Raw genomic sequence first — 20,494 nt, 5'->3', positions numbered from 1 at the left:
AGCCGAGAGAGCCGATGAACCCGGATACAGACTCCGGTGGCGGCCACGGCGAAGTAAGGAGAACCGATATGACTGACGCAGAAACTGCCGACCGTACCGACGAGGTCACCGCCGAGTCCGAGAACGTTCCCGCGCCCGCGGAGGACGATCTGGAGGATCGGCTCGTCGCCGAGGGCGAGATCGCCGGTGACTATCTGGAAGAGCTCTTGGATCTGTTGGATTTCGATGGTGACATCGATCTGGATGTCGAGGGCGATCGCGCCGTGGTGAGCATCGACGGCGGTAATGATCTGAACAAGTTGGTGGGACGCAAGGGCGAGGTGCTCGACGCTCTCCAGGAGCTGACGCGCCTGGCCGTTCATCAGAAGACCGGGGAGCGCAGCCGGCTGATGCTGGACATCGCTCGGTGGCGCCGGCGTCGTCGTGACGAACTGGCTGCCCTCGGTGACAAGATCGCCCGCCGGGTGGTTGAGTCCGGTCAGCGTGAGGAGCTGTCGCCGATGACGCCGTTCGAGCGCAAGATCGTCCACGACGCAGTGGCCGCGGTCGACGGGGTGCGCAGCGAGAGCGAAGGCGCCGAGCCGTCACGTCGCGTGGTCGTGCTGCCGGCGTAAGCCGAGTTACACGGATGTAGTTCTAGCGAGAAGTTCAGGGCCGTCGGCCTGGGGCACTACCGGAGGATGTTTCACGTGAAACATGGTGAATTGAGTCCGGCGCCCCAGGCGGCGGCTCTTTGCTTTGGCGACCGGATTGATATCGCCGAGCAATATGGGCGGATCCTGGCCGGGGCAGGAATCGAGCGAGGGTTGATCGGTCCCGCTGAAGTGGACAGATTGTGGGAACGGCACATCCTCAACAGCGCCGCCATGACCGAACTCCTTGATCAGGGGGAGCGTGTCGCCGATATCGGGAGTGGGGCGGGTCTGCCCGGAATCCCACTGGCCATCGCACGTCCAGACCTGCGGGTGACTTTGGTGGAGCCCCTGCTGCGCCGAAGTGAGTTTCTCCGCGAAGCCATCGACGAGTTGAAGCTTGACGTGGAAGTTGTTCGCGGTCGTGCGGAGGACAAGACGATCCGAGCAGCGGCGGGGGAGATGGATGCGGTGGTTTCCCGGGCCGTGGCGCCGCTGGACAAGTTGTCGCGCTGGAGTATCCCCCTGTTGCGTGTGGGCGGACGCATGCTGGCGCTCAAGGGCGAACGGGCGGCCGACGAAGTCGAGCAGCACCGGCGGACGTTGAGTTCGCTTGGTGCTTCAGAGGTAAGGGTGGTGAGATGTGGCGTGGACTTTTTGAATCCACCCGCCACCGTGGTCGAAGCACGACGCGGAGCGGTGGACAGTCGGACGGGGCGACCCGGCAGGAGGAAGCGATGACGGGCCAGCGTGATGTTTCACGTGAAACATGGACGGCTGAGCCCGAGGCGTGGCCGACCATCGACACCCCGATAGCCGCCGAGGCGGAACGCGCCAGTCGGTTGCTGCACAACCGGGAACGCGGATTGCCGCGCCCCGCCCGCCAGCGCGTCTTCACCATCGCCAACCAGAAGGGTGGTGTCGGCAAGACCACGACAGCCGTCAATGTGGCCGCAGCGCTGGCGCGCCAGGGTCTGCAGGTGTTGGTCATCGATCTCGACCCCCAGGGCAACGCCAGTACGGCTCTTGGCATCGAACATCGTCAGGGCACACCGTCGTCGTACGAGGTGTTGATCGGCGAGATCCCGCTCGCCGATGCACTGCAGCGCAGTCCCCACAACGACAAGCTGTACTGCGTGCCGGCCACCATCGATCTGGCCGGCGCCGAGATCGAATTGGTCAGCATGGTCGCGCGAGAAGGTCGACTCCGGTCGGCACTGGCGGCGCTGCGCGATCACAGCTTCGATTACGTGTTCATCGATTGCCCGCCGTCGTTGGGCCTGCTCACCATCAACGCCCTCGTCGCCGCGCCGGAGGTGCTCATCCCGATTCAGTGCGAGTACTACGCCCTGGAGGGTGTGGGGCAGCTGCTCCGCAATATCGAGATGGTCAAATCGCATCTCAATCCCGAACTCGACGTCACGACCGTCGTGCTGACGATGTACGACGGTCGCACTCGATTGGCCGACCAGGTAGCCGAAGACGTCCGTGCGCACTTTGGCGACAAGGTACTGCGCACGGTGATCCCGCGCAGCGTGAAGGTGTCCGAGGCGCCCGGGTATGGGATGACGATCCTGGACTATGACCCGGGCTCCCGAGGAGCGATGAGCTATCTCGATGCGAGCCGCGAGATCGCCGAGCGCGGGCGATCGGCCAAGTGATCCACGTAGTTCCCGAGCAGAAGATCAGCAGGAGAGGTCGATGAACCAGGCGAAGAAGCGCAGCGGACTGGGACGCGGACTGGCGTCGTTGATCCCGACCGGCCCCGGTGAGGGGGAGGCGCTGGGTGCTCCGCGGATCGGCGACAGCGCTGCGGACGTCCTGATGGGGGGTGCGCCGAAGGTCGCCGCATCGGCACCGACGGCGGCCGAGGCGGCGGCCGTTGCGGAGTTCGGTGCGGTGTACCGCGAGATCGACCCCAAGCTCATCGATCCGAACCCGCGCCAGCCCCGGCAGGTTTTCGATGAGGAAGCGCTCTCGGAGCTCATCCACTCCATCAAGGAATTCGGTGTCATGCAGCCGATCGTGGTGCGCGCGATGCCGGTCGCGGAGGGCGCCACTCGCTATCAACTGGTGATGGGGGAGCGGCGGTGGAGGGCATCGCAGGAGGCGGGGCTGACCGCCATCCCGGCGATCGTCCGGGAGACCGCGGACGACAGTATGCTCCGGGACGCACTGCTGGAGAACATCCACCGCGCTCAGCTGAATCCTTTGGAAGAGGCCGCCGCCTACCAACAGCTTCTCGACGAGTTCGGCGTGACTCACGACGAACTGGCATCGCGGATCGGCCGTTCGCGTCCGCTGATCTCCAACATGATTCGACTCCTCCGCCTGCCGATCGCCGTCCAGCGGAGGGTGGCCGCAGGCGTCCTTTCCGCCGGACACGCCCGGGCATTGCTGGCGCTCGAGGGTGGACCCGAGCAGCAGGAAGAACTCGCCGCGCGAATCGTGGCCGAGGGCTTGTCGGTGCGGGCCACCGAGGAAGCCGTCACCTTGGCGAATCGGAACGGGCCGGCCGACCCCCCGGCACCGCGTCGCAAGCCCATCCAGATGCCTGGTTTGCAGGACGTCGCCGAACAGCTGTCGACGGCATTCGACACACGGGTGACGGTGAGTCTGGGCAAGCGTAAGGGCAAGATCGTGGTCGAGTTCGGCTCCGTCGATGATCTACAGCGCATCGTCGAGCTGATGAACTCTGCCAAGTAATGATGGGGTCGATTTCGCGCTGTTTTTCCACGACCGAGGACAAGGGCGACTTACGTCACTGTGACGCCGGGTATCCGGGTACCCGATCGATAGCGACGCCATCGCGGAGATCATATGTGTGACAACGTATTTGGTTCGGCGCATCGAATCGGCGGCATTTCTCCTATCCTGGAGGTCCGTGCGCTCTCCAGAATCGAAGGGTGAGGACTCGAAGTGTCAGCGCGAATCAGCTCGCTTCGGCTCGAGGCGTTCGATCAGTTGCCCAAGCATGCGCGACGCTGTGTGTTCTGGGAGGTCGACCCCTCCACCGTGCAGGGTGAGGACCATCTCGCCGATCCGGAGTTCGAGAAAGAAGCATGGCTGTCGATGGTCATGTTGGAATGGGGTTCGTGCGCGCAGGTGGCGTTGGTGGGACCGGATTCCCCTGGCGAGCAGGACGCTGCGGTACTGACCGTTGACGCGCCATGCTCGGGCTATGCCTTCTATGCGCCGCCGGGCGCAGTGCCCCGCGCCGCCCGATTCCCGACCGGGCCGGTGAGTGCGGACGCGGTCTTGTTGACCTCGTTGGGTGTCGACTCGGCCGAGGACGGCGACGAGCTGTCCCGGGCACTGGTGGCGTCGGTCGCGGCCGATCTGATCCGGCGCGGCGTGCGCGCCCTCGAGGCATTCGGACGAACGGCACTGGCCGACGATCTGTGTGCGGGGGGCGCTACCGCCGAGCTGGCAGCGGTGATCGAGGCGTTGGGCGACTGTTCGGCCGGACAGTGCATCGTGTCGGCGGAGTTCCTCACGGCCGCGGGGTTCGAGGTCGTCGCCCCCCATCCGTACTTCCCCAGGTTGCGGCTCGAACTCGAGCAGGGTTTGGGTTGGAAGGCCGATGTGGAGGCTGCACTGGAACGGCTGCTGGAAAGCGCCCGTCTGCAGGCGCCGGTGGGCGCCGGAGCTGCCGTCTGCTGAGCGAGCGGTGTGGTGTCGGAGAGGTCAGCTGGGGGCGACGCGGCCGGCCTCGACCGACAGCTCGTGGGCCAGCAGTTCGGCAAAGGTGAACGTCCCTGTCGGGCGATCATCCTTGCCGAGTAGATAGAGGCGTTTCACCGCAGCGAGCATGCCCTCGGCGATGGCATCGCGAGATGCGGCAGATGCCAACAGCGTTCGATCATGGGTGTTGGTTACATAGCCGAGATCGACTTGCACCGTGGGCATCCGGGTCAGCCGGAGCAGGTCCCAGGTACGTCCATGCACACGACAATCACGAGATCCGGTGCGTGCCACTAGCTCTCGTTGGATGAAATCGGCGAGGTTGCGGCCGATGGTGGATACCGAGCCGTGCGAATTACCGAAGTGGAAGGAGGCGACACCGCTGGCCGTCGCACTGGTGTGGGTGGTGCAGCGCAGGCTGATCATCAGATCGGCGCCCACCGTGTTGGCGGTGGCCGCGCGTTCGGCATCGGACGGGCTGCTGCTGGCCGAGCGCGACAGGAAGGTGTCCATGCCGATGGCAGTCATCCTGCCCTCTAGTCGGCTCGCAAGATCCCACAGGATGTCAGCCTCGCTGATCGGACCCTCGGGCCCTTGGATGATGGCGCCCAGATCACTGCCGCCGCGGCCCGGATCGATGATGACCCGCTTTCCGGAGAGCCTCGGCCCCGAACGGCGCACCAACTCCTCCTCACGGATCGCGTGCGGTGAGCCACCGGTGACCCGGGAGCCGAGGAAGTACAGCGACCGCAACGTTTCCGGGCCGCAGATACCGTCCGGGAACAGGCCGTACTCGCGCTGGAAGAACATCAGTGCGTTGTGCGTCTGCAAACCGAAATGGCCGTCGACCAGGCCGGTGTAGAACCCGAGATCTTGCAGTCTGGCCTGCAGGGTGGCCACATCGTCGCCGTACATCGGCGCGCCGAACTGGTGGGACAGGGTACGTGCGCCGAGCTGGTACGAGGCCTCGCGCAGGGCACGGGCGGTGGCTTCACCGACCAAGCCGTCGACCAGCAGACCTCGGTGCTGCTGGAAGGCGCGCACGGCATGGTCGAGTTCGTCATCGAACAGGTCCGCGACGATGTGCTTGCCGGTGGTCGGCTCGGCGTCGGGGTGCTCGAGCATGCCCAAGCCCGCCAGTGCCGCTCTGATCTCGACGACCGCACTTCCGCGGTCGCCGCGACGCAGTATCGACATTCCTGGCCTTCCCGACATTGAGTACCCCCACCCGAACCGACGGCAATGGCACTCCGGATAGACAGCATTGTCTCAGATGACGCTTAAAATCCGGAAAACCTCGGCGTGTGATGCGCCGAACCGGCCTCAGGCGAGATCGTCTGCGATCTCGCGCAGCAGCGCCGCCTTACCCTTGGCTCCGACGATCCGTTTGACGGGCTGACCGTCCTTGAACAAGATCATCGTCGGGATCGACACCACCTGGAAGTCACGGGCGGTCTCGGGGTTTGCGTCGACGTCGAGCTTGGCGACGGTGAGCTCGCCGGACTTCTCCGTGGCGATTTCCTCGAGCACGGGGGCGACCATCTTGCACGGGCCGCACCACGTGGCCCAGAAGTCGACCAATACCGGGGTGGAGCTGGACAGCACATCCTGCTTGAAAGAATCGTCGGTGACCGCAACAGTCGCGGAGTTCTCAGCCATGGACTTCTCCTAATCTTCGGTGGGAGCGGGGAATTCGGTGAGCCAGCGTTCGGTGTCGATAGCCGCAGAACAGCCCGAGCCGGCGGCGGTGATGGCCTGGCGGTAGGTGTGGTCCACCAGATCGCCTGCGGCGAAGACACCTTCGACCGACGTCGCGGTACTGCGACCGATGACCTTGACGTAGCCGTCGTCATCGAGTTCGACCTGACCCTTGACCAGATCCGAGCGCGGGATATGCCCGATCGCGACGAACACACCGGAGACGGCGAGTTTGGACTCTTCACCGGTTACGGTGTTGCGCAGCCGAATTCCGGTGACCTTGGGGTCACCCTCGATCTCGTCGACGGCGGTGTTGGTCAGGATGGTGATCTTCTCGTTCGCCTGGGCGCGCTCGAGCATGATCTTGGATGCCCGGAATTCGTCGCGGCGATGGATCAGTGTCACGCTGCGGGCGAACTTGGTCAGGAAGATGGCTTCTTCCATCGCCGAGTCGCCGCCGCCGATCACGGCGATGTCCTGCTCGCGGAAGAAGAACCCGTCACAGGTGGCGCAGGTGCTCACACCGAGGCCGATGCGCTCCTGCTCGCCGGGGATCCCGAGCTGGCGGGCGGCAGCGCCCATGGCCAAGATCACCGACTTGGCACGGAACGTCTCATCGCCGACGGTGACCGTCTTGACCGGACCGCTCAGGTCCACCGAATCGACGTCTTCCATGCGCAGGTCGGCACCGAAGCGCAGCGCCTGCTCGCGCATCTCCTCCATCAGGTTCGGCCCGGTGATGCCTTCCCGGAAGCCGGGGTAGTTCTCGACCTCGGTGGTGGTCATCAACGCACCGCCGAAGGAGATGCCCTCGAACACCAACGGCTTCAGCTGTGCGCGGGCGGTGTAGACCGCCGCGGTGTACCCGGCCGGGCCGGATCCGATGATGATCACGTCGTGGATGGGGGACGTGTCCTCAGAAGTGGTGGACATCGTGGATATCCCAGCCTTTCTGCCGCATAGGCGGCGTGAGTTCAAACATCAGCGTAGGCCGCGCTGTTCCCGACCGGCATGTGAGGGCCGCGGCAATACCGAACTGGTCAGCAACACCGGGTCCGCGGCGGGACATCCGGCGGCCACCACGACCGCGACCATCTCCTCCGGTGTGGATCCGGGCAGTACCAGCAGCACGCCGGCGGGCACCGGTTGGGCGCCGAGAATGGGCGTATCGGGTGGGCGGCCGAGGCTGGTCAGGCAGGCCGACGGGTCCTTCAGCGGTCCCAGCACCGGCGGACGGATGAGCAAGGCCTCGATGGCGTCGGCGGGTAACGGCAGGGCCGGCGGTGTGGATTGCTCGGTGACATGCCGTGCGGTCGTGTAATCCGCCCGCGCTCCGGTGGCGGGTGGGCGTTCGGTCCCGGTGCGCGCCAGACTGCCCAGGACGATCACGACGGCGACCGCGATCAGACCGACGAACAACCACATTCCCCGGTGCACCGGGGGCCGGTCGGCATGCCGCAACGGGCCGCCATCGGCGGGTATGACGCGGTGGTGCCCGCGCAGTGCCGCGACGACGGCGGCAGTCACCTCCGGCGGCGGCGGAGGCGCCGGTGCCTCGGCGAGGTCGGCGAGCTCACGGCGGACCCGGGCGATCGTCGCGTCATCGGGCTCCGTGGGCACCGTTCCATCATCGCGCCACCGGTGCGCTCAGGTGGGCCAGGGTCGCCGCGAGTTTGGACCGACCGCGCGCACATCGACTCTTGACGGTGCCCTCCGGCACACCGAGCATGGCCGCCGTCTCGGCCACCGAGAACCCCTGCATATCGACCGCGACGATCGCCGCCCGCTGGTCGATGGGCAGCCGCAGTAGTGCTTTCTCCACCACGATCGCGGTGTCCAGCGCCGGGATGGGGTCCGGGGCGTGGCCGGCGAGATCCGGATCCAACGGCGCCGTGGGACGCGCTCTGTGCCGTCGCAACCGGTCCAGGCAGGCATTCACCACGATCCGGCGCAACCAGCTCTTCACCGTGCAGTCGTGCCGGAACCGAGCCGCAGCGCAATGTGCCGAGAGCATCGCCTCCTGCAACGCGTCACGGGCGTCGTCCGGACACCGGGTCGTGATCCGCGCCAGTCGGTACAGCTGCGGTTCGTAGCGGTGGAACAGCTGCTCGAAGGCGAACCTGTCCCCGGCGAGGTGCGCGGCCAGCAGTTGTTCGTCGGTGCGGTCGTCCGCCGTGATATCCCCCACAGCCGAACACTAGATTCCGTTGCGGCAACCGCTGGGCACCTCTTTGCCGCACCGCTCTGAACTGCGCGAATGCCGTGCACAGCCTGGGGATAACTGCGCTCAGGAGCGAGCGGTGACCGTCACCTCGGAGATATCGGTACGGCTCTTGCCATCCACCGTGCCCAGCGTCGAGATCCACACCAACACATACGAGGTCGGTGCGGCCTCGGGCACGTCGATGGTGTTGGCACCCTTTTTCAGCGGGGTAGGCGGGGTCAGCTCCTTGGTATCGGCCAGCGAGGCCGGGTTCGCCGTGTCGGCCGAGCGGATCTGAACCGAGGTGCCCACACTGGAGACGTTGACCGTGACCGACCCGATATCGGTGGGCTTGGGCAACTGCAGCATCAAGCCGACGCCGTTCTTGAAGCCGGGGAACGGCACCGGATCGGAGTAGGTGTCGGTGGGCCACGCGGTGGCGGGGTTGCCGTCGATGGCCAGGCCCGCCTCGTTGGGCGCGTCGGCGCCACCCTCGGGGGAGAAGACGGTGGCACGGACCGGCTTGACCGTACCGGTGTCGGACTGGGCCGTCGTGCTGGTCGGGTTGTTCAGGCCGAGCTCGTCGCGATTGATCCCACCGCCCACGTCACCGAAGATCCGGCTGAGCACGGTGGCCAGCAGTACGAAGACCAGCACCACCACGACACCGCCCACGGCGAGTCCGATGATGAGCCCTTTACGACGCCGCGCGACGGCGTCCGGGTCGGTATCGACGACCCCGGAACGTGCGGATCGGTCGCCCGGTGACTCGTCCAGCGGGGCGATGTATTCGGTGCGGTCGGCGACCGCGGTCGCCTGCTGCAGCAGATTCAGCAGAGTCGGTGCGCTGCGGATACCACCGTTCTCCTGTACCGCACGGGCGGCCGCCGCAGAGATCTGGAAGGGAATGTCCGGATTGACCGTCTGCGGTTCGACGGGTTGGCCGACCGCGTCGAGGTCGGCGGGCTCCAGGCCGCTGGCGGCACCGGTCTGGGGTAACGGCCATCGGTTGATCAGCAGGGCGTACAAGGCCGCACCGACACCGCGGATATCGCTCTCGGGATTGGCCTCGGGCAGCGTCGCGGGGAAGGCCAGCGCGACATCGCCCTCGATGCTGACCCGGATGCGGCCCGGATCGTCGACCGACAGCGCGACGCCCGAGCGGTGTGCGATCTCGGCCGCCCCGGCCAGTGATTGGATGGCCCGCGCTCCGCCGATCGGGGAGGGGGAGGTCTCGGCCACCTCGGTCAGCGAACCGCCGCGGATCCACTCCGAGATCACCAGGCCGCCGGACCCGGACCGGGTGACGTCCAAGATCCGGGCCAACCCGGGACTGTCGATCGACGACAGCCGTTGCGTCCTGGCCAGGATGTCCTGCAGTTCGGACTCGGGCAGGGTGCCGTCGGGATCGACGAAGGTCAGCGCGACCTGCCGGTCGAGGGCGGTGTCCAGGGCATGCCAGAACCGCAGTGTGTCGGTCCCGCCGTGGGAGACCAGCAGCCGGTAGCGCCCGCCGATGATCGTCGCGCCGGGGATCAGGTGCAGTTCCTCACCGAGCGCGGCCTCGGCGGGACCCTCGCGCGGCGGGTCGAAGGCAAGCGGCTCCCGACTGGGATCGCCGCCGTAGTCGGCCGGTGGCCGCGCGGTGAATCCGCCGGTATCGGGCGCAAACGCATCAGCTTTGCCCTGCAACGGAATCCGGGTGGTGGCGCCGGTTTCGGATTCGGCTCCGGCGTCTGGCGCAGACCCGCTGCCGGGCGTATCGCTCACCGATGGTCCTTTCCGAGTGTGGCTCGTGGCAATTTGTGCCTGGGGCGCATACCGGCGGGCTGCCGGGGGGCGGCCGGGCCGCATCGGATGCGAATTGCTCCGATCAGGATACGGGACCGCTCGGCGGTCATGACCGGCATCGGCCCCGGTCGTGCGCCCGGAGGCCGACGCCGTACGGCCGCGGAGTCGGGCCTGGACCGCGGCAACCGCGGACACCGCGTCGGGCACCTTGGCCCACCACAGCACCCCGCCGATGATCGGACCCATGATCAGGCCGATCACCACCAACCGCAGCAGCGATCCCGCGCCACCGCCGTGTTCGGTCAGGGCTTGCAGACCGAAAAGCTTGTCGACGACGTGGGCGAGCAGGCCGGCGAGCATGGATGCCGCGATCGTCACCAGGATGGTGCGCACCACCTCGATGCTGATCATCCGACCACCGCTGCCGGCCGGGATGAGGTTGGCGCGCAGCACCACGTATCCCACGGTCGCACCGGCCAGGAACCCCAGGCCGTTGGCCAGCCCCAGGTACCCGGCGACCATGCCCGGATCGGTGACCAGATGCGGTACCGCCACCGATGTCACGATCTTCACCGCGGTGATCACCAGGATGAGCACGATCGGCGTCCATGGTTGCTGGCGCGCGTAGAAGACCCGAAGCTGCAGCAGCACCAGCGAATAGGGGATCAGGGTGAAGGAGGACAGCGTGATCGCCATGCCGAGATAGCCGGCGTCGGTGTCACCGAAGTTGCCGTAGGCGAACAACGCGCTGCCGATGGCAGGCCCGCCGACGGTCATCACCGCGACCACCGGGATCAGGGTCAGCATGGTGAGTCGGGTGGCCAGGTTCAGGTCGGCGAGCACGGCCGGTCCGTCCTCGGATGCGGCGTTACGCGACAGCCGCGGCATCACCACGGTCAGCACCGTCACGCCGATGATGCCGAACGGCAGCTGGAGCACCAACCAGGTGTAGTTGTAGATGGCCGGGCCGGATGCCGATGCCGCACTGGCGATCTGGTTACCGACGATCAGGCCGATCTGACTGATCAGGACGTAGAGCACCATCGCCAGCGCCATCATCCCGAACGTCTTGAGCCGGTCGTCGATGCCCCAGAGCGGTTTCATGCTGATCCGCTCGGCCCGTAAAGCGACGAATACGACCGCCGCCTGGGCGACCACGCCCAGGGTGGTCCCGATACCCAGCACCAGCAACTTGGCGTTGCCCATTTCCACCGGGTTCACCGAGAGCTCGCCCGGGACAAGGAGATACAGGCCGATGGTGGCGATGGCGACCACGTTGTTGACCACCGGCGCCCACGCCGGGGGACCGAAGATGTTGCGGGTGTTCAGGATTGCCATGAACACCGAGGACAGTCCGTAGAAGATGATCTGGGGCAGCAGCAGATAGGCGAACGCGGTGGTCAGCGGACGATTCACCAGCGGTTCCGAACCCAGCATCAGGTCGGTCAGCAGCGGGGCGGCCAGCGTGGAGGAGATGGTGGCCAGCAGCAGCACCAGCGTCGCCAGCGTGAGCAAGCGGCGGATGAATGCCGTTCCGCCGTCGGGGTCCTCGCGTTCGGCGCGGGCCAGCACGGGCACGAAGATCGCGGTGAAGGTCGCCTCGAGGACCAGTGCGGCGATCAGGTTGGGCAACTGGTTGGCCACCGAGAAGGCGCTCAGCAGAGGCCCGCCGAGGATGATGGCCAGCAGCACCATCCTCGCGAAACCGGTGAGCCTGCTGATCAGCGTCGCCAGTGCCATCGCCCACGACCGGGAGACGACGGCCGAGTCCGACAACTCCTTGCGGGTGCCCTGCGCGGCGCTCATCGGGTCCGCTCCGGGCGGGGGGTGTCCTCGGCGGTGTGGGCCAATGCGGTGTCCAACGGGTCGGGCCTGCGCGGTTCCCTGGTGGGCGGCACCAGGTCCGCCCGGTCGGGCTCGCCCCGGAATCGGTGCCACAATCGGCGACCGACAAGCAGCGCCAGGATCAGCCCTCCGGTCAGGGTGATGAAGAACAGCACCTTGCCGTAGGCGTTGGAATGCACCGATAACCGCACCGGGTCGCCCAATGCCATGCCGTCGGCAGTGGTCAGGGCGACGTCGACGGCGAAGCGCTGGGTGAAGTGCACCTCGATGGGCACCCGCACCGGAAGGAAACCCGGCGGCAATTCGATCTCCCCGGGGTCGGTCACCGTCATCCCCGGCGGCGCGTCGATGCGCAGCCGGACCCGGATCGGTACGGGCAGATCGTTGCGCAGCGCCAGCGGTAGCGGACTGCGCTCGGTGGCCAGCGTGTACGAGCCACCGGGGTTGACGACGGTGACCGCGCCGAACAGATCCGCGACGGTACGGCTGACCGTCGAAAGACGTTGCTGGGCGGCGCCATTGCGCGACTGCGCCGGTATCGACTGGCTCACGGCGCGCAACATGTCCTCACGTAGGGGAGCGGTGTACTGGTTACCGGTCAGGCCGGTGCGTTCGTCGACGGTCAACGCCGCAGTCAGCCCCCACACGCGTCCGGTGATCGCGCCGATACCGGAGGTCACGCCGTTGTCGAAGGTGCCGGCGCCATCACCGGACCATGACGGGGGAGCGCTGGAATCGAACGGTGCCAATGCGGGTGTCTCCTGCAGCACCACCGGTAGTGGCCGCGGCACGGCCAGCCCCGCCCTGATCGCGGTCGCCACCGCGGTCAGCACGCTCTGGGCCTCATCGGGACTGAGGTCCCAGGTCAGCGGCGGTACGACGAGCTGGGTGCGTCCCTGCGCCTCGGGTCGCAGGCCACGCCACTGCAATGCGCCGAGCGCATCCTGCAGGCGGGCCACCCGGGAGTCATGGTCCAGCGGAATGTCCAGTCCGGTGTCCAGATAGGTCGGTGTGCGAGGCGTGGCCCCGACTCCGGCCAGCGCGGCGCCCAGCGCGGGATCGAAGGGTGCGACCACCACCTGCTGGGCGTAGCGCTGCGGGGAGACGTCGGTCGGCCCGGTGTCCTCGGCGGTCAGTGCACCGGCCGAGACCGCCACGGTCGGGTTCTGCCCGGCCAGTAGCGACACCGCCCCGTCGGTCAGCGGGCCGTCGCCGACCAGGGTTGCCCCGCGCACCGAACGCACCCCGAGGATCTGGTCGACGATATCGGCGGCCGCGCCCGTCGCGGTGGTGCTCAGTCCGCGATCACCGACCCGGTGCAGCGCGTCCAGGTCGGCCTGCGCGTAGACCGTCGGTGTGACGCACAGACGCTGGGCAAGTGCCTTGAGCCGGTTGAGCCAACCGACGGCCGCGTCCTGGCCGATACCCGGACGTGTCGGGGCGTTGAGACCTCCCGCCGGATCGTCGCTGACGACGTAACCGCCCGTCATCGCGTTGACGGTGATCAGCAGGTCGGGATCGACGGCCAGACACACCGCGGCGCGGACCGCGCCGTCGGCGTCGACCGGCCCGCTGGTGGCGAAATCGGCCGCCGACAGCAGGGTGTCCAGTCGGCCACCCGGTGCCAGCGAGGTCGCCAGGTCATCGTCGAGCAGGCGTACGGGTGTCGTCCCACCGGGGATGCCTGCCGCCAGCCGGGGTCGGTCGGCCAGTGGCCACAACACGGTCGTGGCCACCGGACGCGAGGTATCCGGGGGGACCACCGCAGACAGGCCCTGATTTCCGGGGTCGTCACCGCTGGCGGGGTCGGGCGGTACGCCGAGCACCGGGAGCAGCAGACGCGCATCGTCGAGGCGGGCCGGGGCACCGTAATCGGGGGTGCCGTTGACGTTGACCAGCAGGGGATAGACGCCGGGCTGGTCGATCTGCAAGGTCGGTTCCCCGGCGCCACGGACCGGATAGGACAGCGTGAACGGGACCTGCTGTCCGCGTTGCAGCTCGCCGGACACCGTGATGAACGGCCCGACCGGGGTGTACTGATCGAGATTGCCGGTCAGGTTTGTCCGCAGCCCGGCCGATCCGGTGACCGCGGGGGCGTGCTCGAGGCGGACGACGACATCACGGACCGGCCGATCCCCGGTGTTGCGCACCGTTCCGGCGACGGTGACCACCGAGCCGCTGGTGGTGGTGACGGTGTCGGGGCTGACGCGGTCGATGTGCAACCGCAGGAACGTCGTCTCGCCGGGTTGGGCGGCCGCCGGAACGGGGCCGGCGAACAGCAGGACGAGAAGCGCGGCGACGAGGACGCGAAGGAGCACCCTCGCCTGTCTCATTGGCCGGGTCCGCAACCGTTCGCCCGCCGCGGTGGCGACTCCTCCGGGCGACGGTTGCGGGTGTGCGAATGGGTCTGTGGGCGACGCCGAGGAGCGCTGGGCGGTAGCGGCGGCAGGGCGTCCTCGCCATCGCTGTGCAGCTTGTCGATGAGCTCACCGGCGACTACCGCGAGACGCCGTTCGTCGGCGTAGGCCAGCCTGGCGGGCAGATCACGCAGCGGAACCCAGGCCACCTCGGTGACCTCCATGTCCTCGTCGGAGAGGTCGCCGCCGAGGAAACGCATCAGGTAATGGTGCACGGTCTTGTGGACGCGCCGGCCCTCGGTCACGAACCAGTAGTCGATGCTTCCCAGTGCGGCCAACACACTGCCCTGGATCCCGGTCTCCTCGGCGACCTCGCGGATCGCCGTCTGCTCGGCGGTCTCACCGACCTCGATATGCCCCTTGGGCAGTGACCACAACATCCGACCGCGCCGGTCAACCCGGCCGATCAACGCCGCGACCTGCGTCTCCTTCGGACCGTCGATACCGTCGATGACCAGCCCGCCCGCCGAGGTCTCGTGCACGGTGCGCAGCCGATCGGGGGCTCTGCGGTCGGGCCGGGGCCTGCGATTCTGGCCCGGTTTGGCCTGTTTGGGTTCGCCGTTGGCGGCCGGCGCCGCCGCGCCGTTGCTCGAGGTCGAGCCCGGTGGCGCATCCGCTGCGGGCGGACCGGCAGCCCGGCGACCGCGGCGACGCCCTCGGCGCCGTCGCGGTTTGGCCTGCTCGCCGTCCGACACCCAAGCGATGATAGTTGCCGTCGGTTCACCTGATCGCCACACGCGCCCGTCGTGGCCGGGCTGTCGCCGGGTCGTTACCACCCCGGTGGCGTCACTAGACTCCCCGAACGTGCCGGACCACCAGACCCCAGACGCCGCCGATGTCGAACTGTTGGCGGGCGCGTTTGTGGCGCTGAGCGAGTACGGACCGGTGTTAACCGAACTGGGCGCGCGGTTCGCCGAGGCCGGCCACCAGCTGTATCTGGTCGGCGGGAGCGTGCGCGATGCGTTGCTGGGCCGGCTGGGCAACGATCTGGATTTCACCACCGACGCGCGGCCCAAGCAGATGCAGAAGCTGCTGCGCGGGTGGGCCGACGCGCTCTGGGAAACCGGCATCGAATTCGGAACCCTCGGCGTCGGCAAGGCCGGATACCGGATGGAGATCACCACCTTCCGGGCCGACAGCTACGACCAGGTCTCGCGCAACCCCGAGGTGCGCTTCGGTGATCGTCTGGAAGACGACCTGATCCGTCGCGATTTCACGGTCAACGCGATGGCGGTACGCATCCACCCCGATGCCCCCGGCGGGCTCGCCGAGTTCTGCGATCCGCTCGGTGGGATCGCCGCACTGCGTCAGCGGATCCTCGACACCCCCGCCGAACCGCAGGTGTCCTTCGGTGATGATCCGCTGCGGATGCTGCGCGCCGCGCGATTCGTTTCCCAGCTCCGCTTCGGGGTGGCGCCGCGGGTGCTTGAGGCGCTCATCGAGATGGCACCGCAGTTGGGGCGCATCACCGCCGAACGGGTGGCCGCCGAGCTGGACAAGCTGATCATCGGCGCCGATCCGGTCGCCGGTATCGATCTGATGGTCCAGACCGGGCTGGGCGATGTGGTGCTGCCCGAGGTCGGCGATATGCGGATGGCCATCGACGAGCATCACCAGCACAAAGATGTCTACTGGCATTCGCTGACGGTGCTCCAGCAGGCCATCGACCTGGAAACCGACGGTCCGGACCTGGTGTTGCGGTGGGCCGCGCTGCTGCACGACATCGGCAAGCCGGCGACCCGCAGGCACGAGTCCGATGGCGGGGTGAGCTTTCATCACCACGAGGTGGTCGGGGCCAAGATGACCCGCAAGCGGATGCGGGCGCTGAAGTACTCCAAGCAGATGGTCGACGATGTCTCGCAGCTGGTGTACCTGCATCTGCGTTTCCACGGTTACGGCGATGGCAAGTGGACCGACTCCGCGGTGCGGCGCTATGTGACCGATGCCGGTCCACTGCTGGACCGGTTGCACAAGCTGGTCCGCGCGGATTGCACCACCCGCAACAAGCGCCGGGCGGCGCGCCTGCGCGCCAATTATGACGATCTCGAGGCCCGGATCGCTGAGATCGCGGCCAAGGAGGATCTGGGTCGGGTGCGGCCCGATCTGGACGGTAACGAGATCATGGCGATCCTGGACATCCCGGCCGGGCCGCTGGTCGGCAAGGCGTGGAAGTACCTCAAGGACCTGCGACTCGAGCGTGGTCCGCTGGAGCATGACGAGGCGGTCGCCGAGCTCAGAAAATGGTGGAACGCCCAGCAGTCCTGATGCGTCTGAGGAGGTATGGACTATTGCCTCTCCGACGGCGCGGGCGGCGCGGACATCTGGTCGGTTGAACCGACCGTCGATCTCGACGGTGACGGCGTGCTCGACGCCTTCGGGCTCGATCTCGACGGGGACGGACACGTCGATGACGCACTGGCCGACCTGGACGGCACGCCTGGTGACGGTCTGGCCGATCATGCCGTGCACAACCGTGATGGCCCGGCGCCGGCCTACTTCACCGACGACGGCTCGGGCACCTGGGCGGTCGCGGTGGATCGGGCGGGACAGCTGCGCTGGTTGGGTCTGGACGGTGCGGAGGCCTTCGGCGGGCCCGTGGTCGATTTCGACGGGGACGGTGCGCCGGGGGAGCGGTTGGTCGATGTCGACGCCGACGGGCTCGCCGACCGGGTGCTCGGTTCCGGATTCGCCTATGCCGACCGTGACGGTGACGGCCGCTGGGATGTGCGGTTCACCGATACCGATGGGGACGGGGCGGCCGACGCGGTCAGCGATCTGTCATGAGGCGCAGTAGTTCGGCGGCTTCGGTCTCGTAGGCGTGGTCGGCCCATTCACCGGGTGTGGCGTCGAATCGGGTGTCGCGCAGCGTGGGATCCGCGCCGGCGTCCAGGAGACGCCGGATCAGCGTCAGGTCACCGGACCAGGCGGCGTGGTGCAGCGCGGTGGCCCCGTCGGCGTCGGGCAGGTTCGGGTTCTCGGGCAGCTCGCGGGTGACCGGTTGCGCCCCACGGGTGTCGATGCCGTGGCGCGCCAGCAGTGCCAGCCGGCGGGCGAAACCGTTGTCGGCGGCCCAGATGATCTGGCGTTGCCACATCTGGTCGCGTGTCTCCATCGCCTCGCCGAGGCGGCGCTCCCACGGGCTCGGACCGGCGTCGGCCAGCCCGTGCTCGAACAGCAGGCGCAGGTGTGCATCGTCGGGTCGGAACATGCGGTTGTAGAGGGTCTGTTGGTCCACCGGGTGCGCGCCGCGACGCAGCAGTAGGGCGGCCAGTTCGTCGACATCGGGGTGGCGGGGCTGACGCCGCGGCCCCTGCTCACCCTCCCCGAATACGCCGGTCAGCACCGTGAATGGTGTCGCCATCCCGCGCCATAGATATCCGGCATCGGGGTCGGCTCCGGCATCGAGAAGCAGTTCGGCGGCGGCGATGCTGTCCCCGCCGGGCACTCGGGCGTACGCGAGATACATCAGCGGCGGCCACCCGAAGGGCCCACCGGCGGTCGACGCCAGATCGGGGGACTCACGTAGCTGGGCAGACAACGCGCGGACGTCACTCGCGGCGGCGGCCGCCCAGGGGTTTCCCTCGACCAGTTCCGATCGATCGCGGAGCAACGCGGCGGCCGCCGCGCGGCGCGGCGGAGCATCGGCTCCGTCATAGCGCAGGCATGCCAGCGCGCAGAACCGGTCGGCGAGATCGGCGGTGGACTCGTCGAAGCGGGACGGGTCGATGCTCAGCTGGTCGACCGCCTCGAGGTAGCGCACCAGTGCGGGCCAACCGCTGAAGCCGTACCGGCGGGCGGTGGTGAGCTGGGCAACGTGCAGTGCGACAGGGCGGTCCACGATGGTGCTGTCGGGCCGGGGGTGGTGGGCGCGGATCAGCGCGAGTGCGTTGGGATCCCCCGCTGTTGCCTGCCGCTGAAGATCGCGTGCGACGACGCGCAGGCGGGACAGCGAAGGATTGTCGGGCAGCGAACTGGCCATGACGGCCTCCTCTCAGATGCCCGTCGTCCGCGAAGCCGGGCTGAGAAGAGGTCGTTGAACGACGACTACGGCAGGAGGGCTGAGCCCCTTCGAGCGGACTTCGGGCGGTCCTGCGCGCCCGGAGCCATGCTACTCGGGACGGGCGGCCGGGACGATCACCCGCGGCCCTTGCCCGGCGGCCCGGCGAAGGCCTGTGCGATGGTCAGCCACTTCTGGGCATCGGCGCCGGTGGCCACGATATCGAGGTCGGCCGGCGCGCGGCGTTGGGTGACCAGCATGCAGAAGTCCTCGGCGCTGCCGGTCACGGTCTGGGCGGCGTCCTGCGGTCCCCAGGACCACAGCTGCCCGTCCGGAGCGCGTAGTTCCACGTGAAACATTTCCGCAGGCGGGGTAAGGCCGTGCACGGTGAAAGCGAAATCTCTTGTGCGATAACCGATATGGGCGATCGACCGCAGTCGTTCGGTGCCGGGCCTGCGGATCCCCAGCGCATCGGCGACATCGAGACCGTGGGCCCAGGTCTCCATGAGTCGAGCAGTGGCCATGGACGTCGGGCTCATCGGCGGGCCGAACCATGGCAGCTTTCGGCCGTCGGGGATGTCGAGCAGTGCATCGTGCAGTCGCGTGCGGTCGGCTCGCCAGTTGGCCAGCAGCTCCGCCGGGGGAGTGGCCGCCAGTCGCTCGGCGCCCGCGTCGACGAAGCCGAGTGGGTCCTTACCTGCCTCGGCCAGAACCGTGCCGAACGCGGCCTCGTCGGTCGCCGACTGTAGGGCCACCTTGTCGGTCCACCACAGGTGGGCGATCTGGTGGGCGATGGTCCACCCGGGGGCGGGGGTGTCCGTCCGCCATTGCTGGTCCGACAGCTCAGAAACCATGCTGTCGAGCTCGGCGCTCTCGGCGCGCAGATCGGCCACCACCGGCCCGGCATCAGCCATGGCTGAACTCTAGACCGGTCGGCTCCGCCTGCCGAGCCGGGCGTGTGCGGCCAGACCCACCAGGTAGAGCACGGAACCGAGGAGCACCAAGGTTACCGATCGGCCGTCGGTCGGGATCAGGGCCGCGGCCAGCGCGATGGCGGCCACGAAGGTCACCCAGAACAACGCGTCCTGCACCGTGAACACGTGCCCGCGCAACGCATCGTCGACGTCGATCTGCATCGCGCTGTCCGCGCACAACTTCACCACCTGCCCGGCGGCGCCGAGGACGAACCCGCAGGCGATCATCACCGGCATGTACAGCCACGCTGCCAGCAGCTGGATGAGCATCGCAAGCACCAGGGCGCCGTTGGCGGTGCGGTAACGACCCCACCGCCCGACCGCGGCGGGCGTCAGCACGGTGGCCAGGAACGATCCGGTACCCGTCGCGGCGACGAACAGCACCGCGGTGCCGAGGCCGAGACCGGCGACCTCCTGATCGCCGCTGTGGCGCACCATCACCAACACCAGCAGGGTGTTGATCCCGAACACCATCCGATGCGCGGCCAGCCCGCTGAGGGTCGCCGCGACGGTGGGCACGGCGGCGACCGTCCGGGCGCCGTGCACCCACCCGGTGGACACCGCATAGGCCACCGACCCGTGCACGGCACGAGCGCTGTCATCCGGACCCAGCGCGCGCGGGGCGAACCGCACCGACAACACCAGGGACAACGCCACCGGGATCGCGGCCAGGAAGATCACCACCGCGGCACCGCCGTCATCGGCCCCGAGCAGCCAGCGTGGCAGCAGCATGAAGTTCGCCCCGAGGAAAGTCGCCAGCGCGCCGGTCGCGGTGGCCACCGAGTTCATGGTCAACACGTGATCGCGAGGCACCACGTGCGGTAGCGCCGCGGAAAGCCCGGACGAGACGAACCGGGTGAACCCGTTGACGATCAGCGCACCGGCCAGCAACGTCAGGTCACCCGAGCTGACCGCCAGCGCCCCGCCGACGGCGAGCATCAGCAGCAACCGTCCGGCATTGGCGCCGATGAGCACGGTGCGGCGGTCCCAGCGGTCCAACAAAGCCCCGGCGAACGGGCCGAGTGCGGAGTACGGCAGGAACAGCACCGCGAAGGCCCCGGCGATGGCCCACGGATGCGCGGCGCGTTCCGGGTTGAACAGCAGTGCGCCGGCCAATCCGGCCTGGAACAACCCGTCCCCGAACTGACTGACCGCCCGCAATTCGAGCAGCCGCCGGAATTCGGGCAGCCTGCGCACCGTGTGCCACGTGCCCCCGGGAGAGCCGGTGTCAGTCATCAGATCGGGTCCTGTCC

At 68.0% G+C, this 20,494-nt stretch carries 18 protein-coding genes; 7 read left to right on the top strand and 11 right to left on the bottom strand.

Annotated elements, in window-relative coordinates:
* Positions 1 to 68: 68 nt before the first annotated feature.
* The 5 genes from PGN27_RS13935 to PGN27_RS13915 all read left to right on the top strand — a co-directional run bounded on the left by PGN27_RS13935 (position 69) and on the right by PGN27_RS13915 (position 4,295).
* Positions 69 to 614 (top strand): Jag family protein, encoded by a 546-nt coding sequence (locus tag PGN27_RS13935; protein WP_335326640.1) that lies wholly within the window; start codon positions 69 to 71, stop codon positions 612 to 614.
* Between the two features lie 66 nt (positions 615 to 680).
* Positions 681 to 1,373: a 16S rRNA (guanine(527)-N(7))-methyltransferase RsmG gene (gene rsmG / locus PGN27_RS13930; RefSeq protein ID WP_335326639.1), complete on the top strand. Its 693-nt coding sequence runs from the start codon at positions 681 to 683 to the stop codon at positions 1,371 to 1,373.
* Positions 1,370 to 2,293, top strand: a complete 924-nt coding sequence (locus PGN27_RS13925; RefSeq protein ID WP_030132975.1) for a ParA family protein — start codon at positions 1,370 to 1,372, stop codon at positions 2,291 to 2,293. Before rsmG ends, PGN27_RS13925 begins: the two co-directional genes overlap by 4 nt.
* Before the next feature lie 40 nt (positions 2,294 to 2,333).
* Complete coding sequence (locus tag PGN27_RS13920; RefSeq protein WP_335326638.1) at positions 2,334 to 3,338, top strand: ParB/RepB/Spo0J family partition protein; 1,005 nt, start codon at positions 2,334 to 2,336, stop codon at positions 3,336 to 3,338.
* Between the two features lie 213 nt (positions 3,339 to 3,551).
* Positions 3,552 to 4,295 carry an acetyltransferase gene (locus PGN27_RS13915; protein WP_335326637.1) on the top strand — a complete coding sequence of 248 codons (744 nt, stop codon included), beginning with the start codon at positions 3,552 to 3,554 and terminating at the stop codon, positions 4,293 to 4,295.
* A 24-nt stretch (positions 4,296 to 4,319) separates the two neighbouring features.
* Here the strand turns inward: PGN27_RS13915 and PGN27_RS13910 are convergent, their stop codons facing one another.
* The 8 genes from PGN27_RS13910 to PGN27_RS13875 all read right to left on the bottom strand — a co-directional run bounded on the left by PGN27_RS13910 (position 4,320) and on the right by PGN27_RS13875 (position 14,965).
* Positions 4,320 to 5,513, bottom strand: a complete 1,194-nt coding sequence (locus tag PGN27_RS13910) for an N-acetylmuramoyl-L-alanine amidase (RefSeq protein ID WP_335326636.1) — start codon at positions 5,511 to 5,513, stop codon at positions 4,320 to 4,322.
* 126 nt (positions 5,514 to 5,639) lie between these two features.
* A complete protein-coding gene (gene trxA, locus PGN27_RS13905) occupies positions 5,640 to 5,975 on the bottom strand; it encodes a thioredoxin (protein WP_335326635.1) in 336 nt (111 codons plus the stop codon).
* Between the two features lie 9 nt (positions 5,976 to 5,984).
* A complete protein-coding gene (gene trxB, locus PGN27_RS13900) occupies positions 5,985 to 6,947 on the bottom strand; it encodes a thioredoxin-disulfide reductase (RefSeq protein ID WP_335326634.1) in 963 nt (320 codons plus the stop codon).
* Between the two features lie 48 nt (positions 6,948 to 6,995).
* Positions 6,996 to 7,634 (bottom strand): hypothetical protein, encoded by a 639-nt coding sequence (locus PGN27_RS13895; protein WP_335326633.1) that lies wholly within the window; start codon positions 7,632 to 7,634, stop codon positions 6,996 to 6,998.
* Positions 7,635 to 7,641: 7 nt separating this feature from the next.
* Positions 7,642 to 8,202, bottom strand: a complete 561-nt coding sequence (gene sigM, locus PGN27_RS13890) for an RNA polymerase sigma factor SigM (protein ID WP_335326632.1) — start codon at positions 8,200 to 8,202, stop codon at positions 7,642 to 7,644.
* Positions 8,203 to 8,301: 99 nt separating this feature from the next.
* Positions 8,302 to 11,814: a murein biosynthesis integral membrane protein MurJ gene (gene murJ / locus PGN27_RS13885; RefSeq protein ID WP_335326631.1), complete on the bottom strand. Its 3,513-nt coding sequence runs from the start codon at positions 11,812 to 11,814 to the stop codon at positions 8,302 to 8,304.
* On the bottom strand, positions 11,811 to 14,186 hold the full coding sequence (locus PGN27_RS13880; protein WP_335326630.1) for a hypothetical protein: 2,376 nt from the start codon (positions 14,184 to 14,186) through the stop codon (positions 11,811 to 11,813). The genes murJ and PGN27_RS13880 overlap by 4 nt, the downstream gene beginning before the upstream one ends.
* Positions 14,183 to 14,965: an NUDIX hydrolase gene (locus tag PGN27_RS13875; RefSeq protein WP_335326629.1), complete on the bottom strand. Its 783-nt coding sequence runs from the start codon at positions 14,963 to 14,965 to the stop codon at positions 14,183 to 14,185. The genes PGN27_RS13880 and PGN27_RS13875 overlap by 4 nt, the downstream gene beginning before the upstream one ends.
* A 109-nt stretch (positions 14,966 to 15,074) precedes the next feature.
* On the opposite strand from PGN27_RS13875, the gene PGN27_RS13870 reads away from it, so the two are divergent.
* Positions 15,075 to 16,535 carry a CCA tRNA nucleotidyltransferase gene (locus tag PGN27_RS13870; protein WP_335326628.1) on the top strand — a complete coding sequence of 487 codons (1,461 nt, stop codon included), beginning with the start codon at positions 15,075 to 15,077 and terminating at the stop codon, positions 16,533 to 16,535.
* Positions 16,536 to 16,550: 15 nt separating this feature from the next.
* Complete coding sequence (locus tag PGN27_RS13865; RefSeq protein WP_335326627.1) at positions 16,551 to 17,054, top strand: pullulanase; 504 nt, start codon at positions 16,551 to 16,553, stop codon at positions 17,052 to 17,054.
* Here PGN27_RS13865 and PGN27_RS13860 read toward each other — a convergent pair.
* The 3 genes from PGN27_RS13860 to PGN27_RS13850 all read right to left on the bottom strand — a co-directional run bounded on the left by PGN27_RS13860 (position 17,038) and on the right by PGN27_RS13850 (position 20,477).
* Entirely contained in the window at positions 17,038 to 18,249 is a 1,212-nt protein-coding gene (locus PGN27_RS13860) for an ankyrin repeat domain-containing protein (RefSeq protein ID WP_335326626.1), read from the bottom strand. The two genes, PGN27_RS13865 and PGN27_RS13860, sit on opposite strands and share 17 nt — an antisense overlap.
* Positions 18,250 to 18,404: 155 nt before the next feature.
* Complete coding sequence (locus PGN27_RS13855) at positions 18,405 to 19,181, bottom strand: TIGR03084 family metal-binding protein (protein ID WP_335326625.1); 777 nt, start codon at positions 19,179 to 19,181, stop codon at positions 18,405 to 18,407.
* Positions 19,182 to 19,190: 9 nt separating this feature from the next.
* Positions 19,191 to 20,477, bottom strand: coding sequence for an MFS transporter (locus tag PGN27_RS13850; protein ID WP_335326624.1), 1,287 nt, complete (start codon positions 20,475 to 20,477; stop codon positions 19,191 to 19,193).
* Positions 20,478 to 20,494 lie beyond the last annotated feature (17 nt).

Origin of the sequence: Mycolicibacterium neoaurum (assembly GCF_036946495.1) — a bacterium.
GTDB lineage: Bacteria > Actinomycetota > Actinomycetes > Mycobacteriales > Mycobacteriaceae > Mycobacterium > Mycobacterium neoaurum_B.
Note: the sequence above shows the minus strand (reverse complement) of the source record. Positions and strands in the feature narration are given on the sequence as shown.

Coding starts and splice junctions, on each gene's coding strand:
- PGN27_RS13910 (WP_335326636.1), bottom strand. CDS start 5,513: ATGTCGATACTGCGTCGCGGCGACCGCGGAAGTGCGGTCGTCGAGATC.
- rsmG (WP_335326639.1), top strand. CDS start 681: ATGTTTCACGTGAAACATGGTGAATTGAGTCCGGCGCCCCAGGCGGCG.
- PGN27_RS13925 (WP_030132975.1), top strand. CDS start 1,370: ATGACGGGCCAGCGTGATGTTTCACGTGAAACATGGACGGCTGAGCCC.
- PGN27_RS13935 (WP_335326640.1), top strand. CDS start 69: ATGACTGACGCAGAAACTGCCGACCGTACCGACGAGGTCACCGCCGAG.
- PGN27_RS13860 (WP_335326626.1), bottom strand. CDS start 18,249: ATGGCCAGTTCGCTGCCCGACAATCCTTCGCTGTCCCGCCTGCGCGTC.
- PGN27_RS13880 (WP_335326630.1), bottom strand. CDS start 14,186: ATGAGACAGGCGAGGGTGCTCCTTCGCGTCCTCGTCGCCGCGCTTCTC.
- trxA (WP_335326635.1), bottom strand. CDS start 5,975: ATGGCTGAGAACTCCGCGACTGTTGCGGTCACCGACGATTCTTTCAAG.
- trxB (WP_335326634.1), bottom strand. CDS start 6,947: ATGTCCACCACTTCTGAGGACACGTCCCCCATCCACGACGTGATCATC.
- PGN27_RS13920 (WP_335326638.1), top strand. CDS start 2,334: ATGAACCAGGCGAAGAAGCGCAGCGGACTGGGACGCGGACTGGCGTCG.
- PGN27_RS13855 (WP_335326625.1), bottom strand. CDS start 19,181: ATGGCTGATGCCGGGCCGGTGGTGGCCGATCTGCGCGCCGAGAGCGCC.
- murJ (WP_335326631.1), bottom strand. CDS start 11,814: ATGAGCGCCGCGCAGGGCACCCGCAAGGAGTTGTCGGACTCGGCCGTC.
- PGN27_RS13865 (WP_335326627.1), top strand. CDS start 16,551: ATGGACTATTGCCTCTCCGACGGCGCGGGCGGCGCGGACATCTGGTCG.
- PGN27_RS13850 (WP_335326624.1), bottom strand. CDS start 20,477: ATGACTGACACCGGCTCTCCCGGGGGCACGTGGCACACGGTGCGCAGG.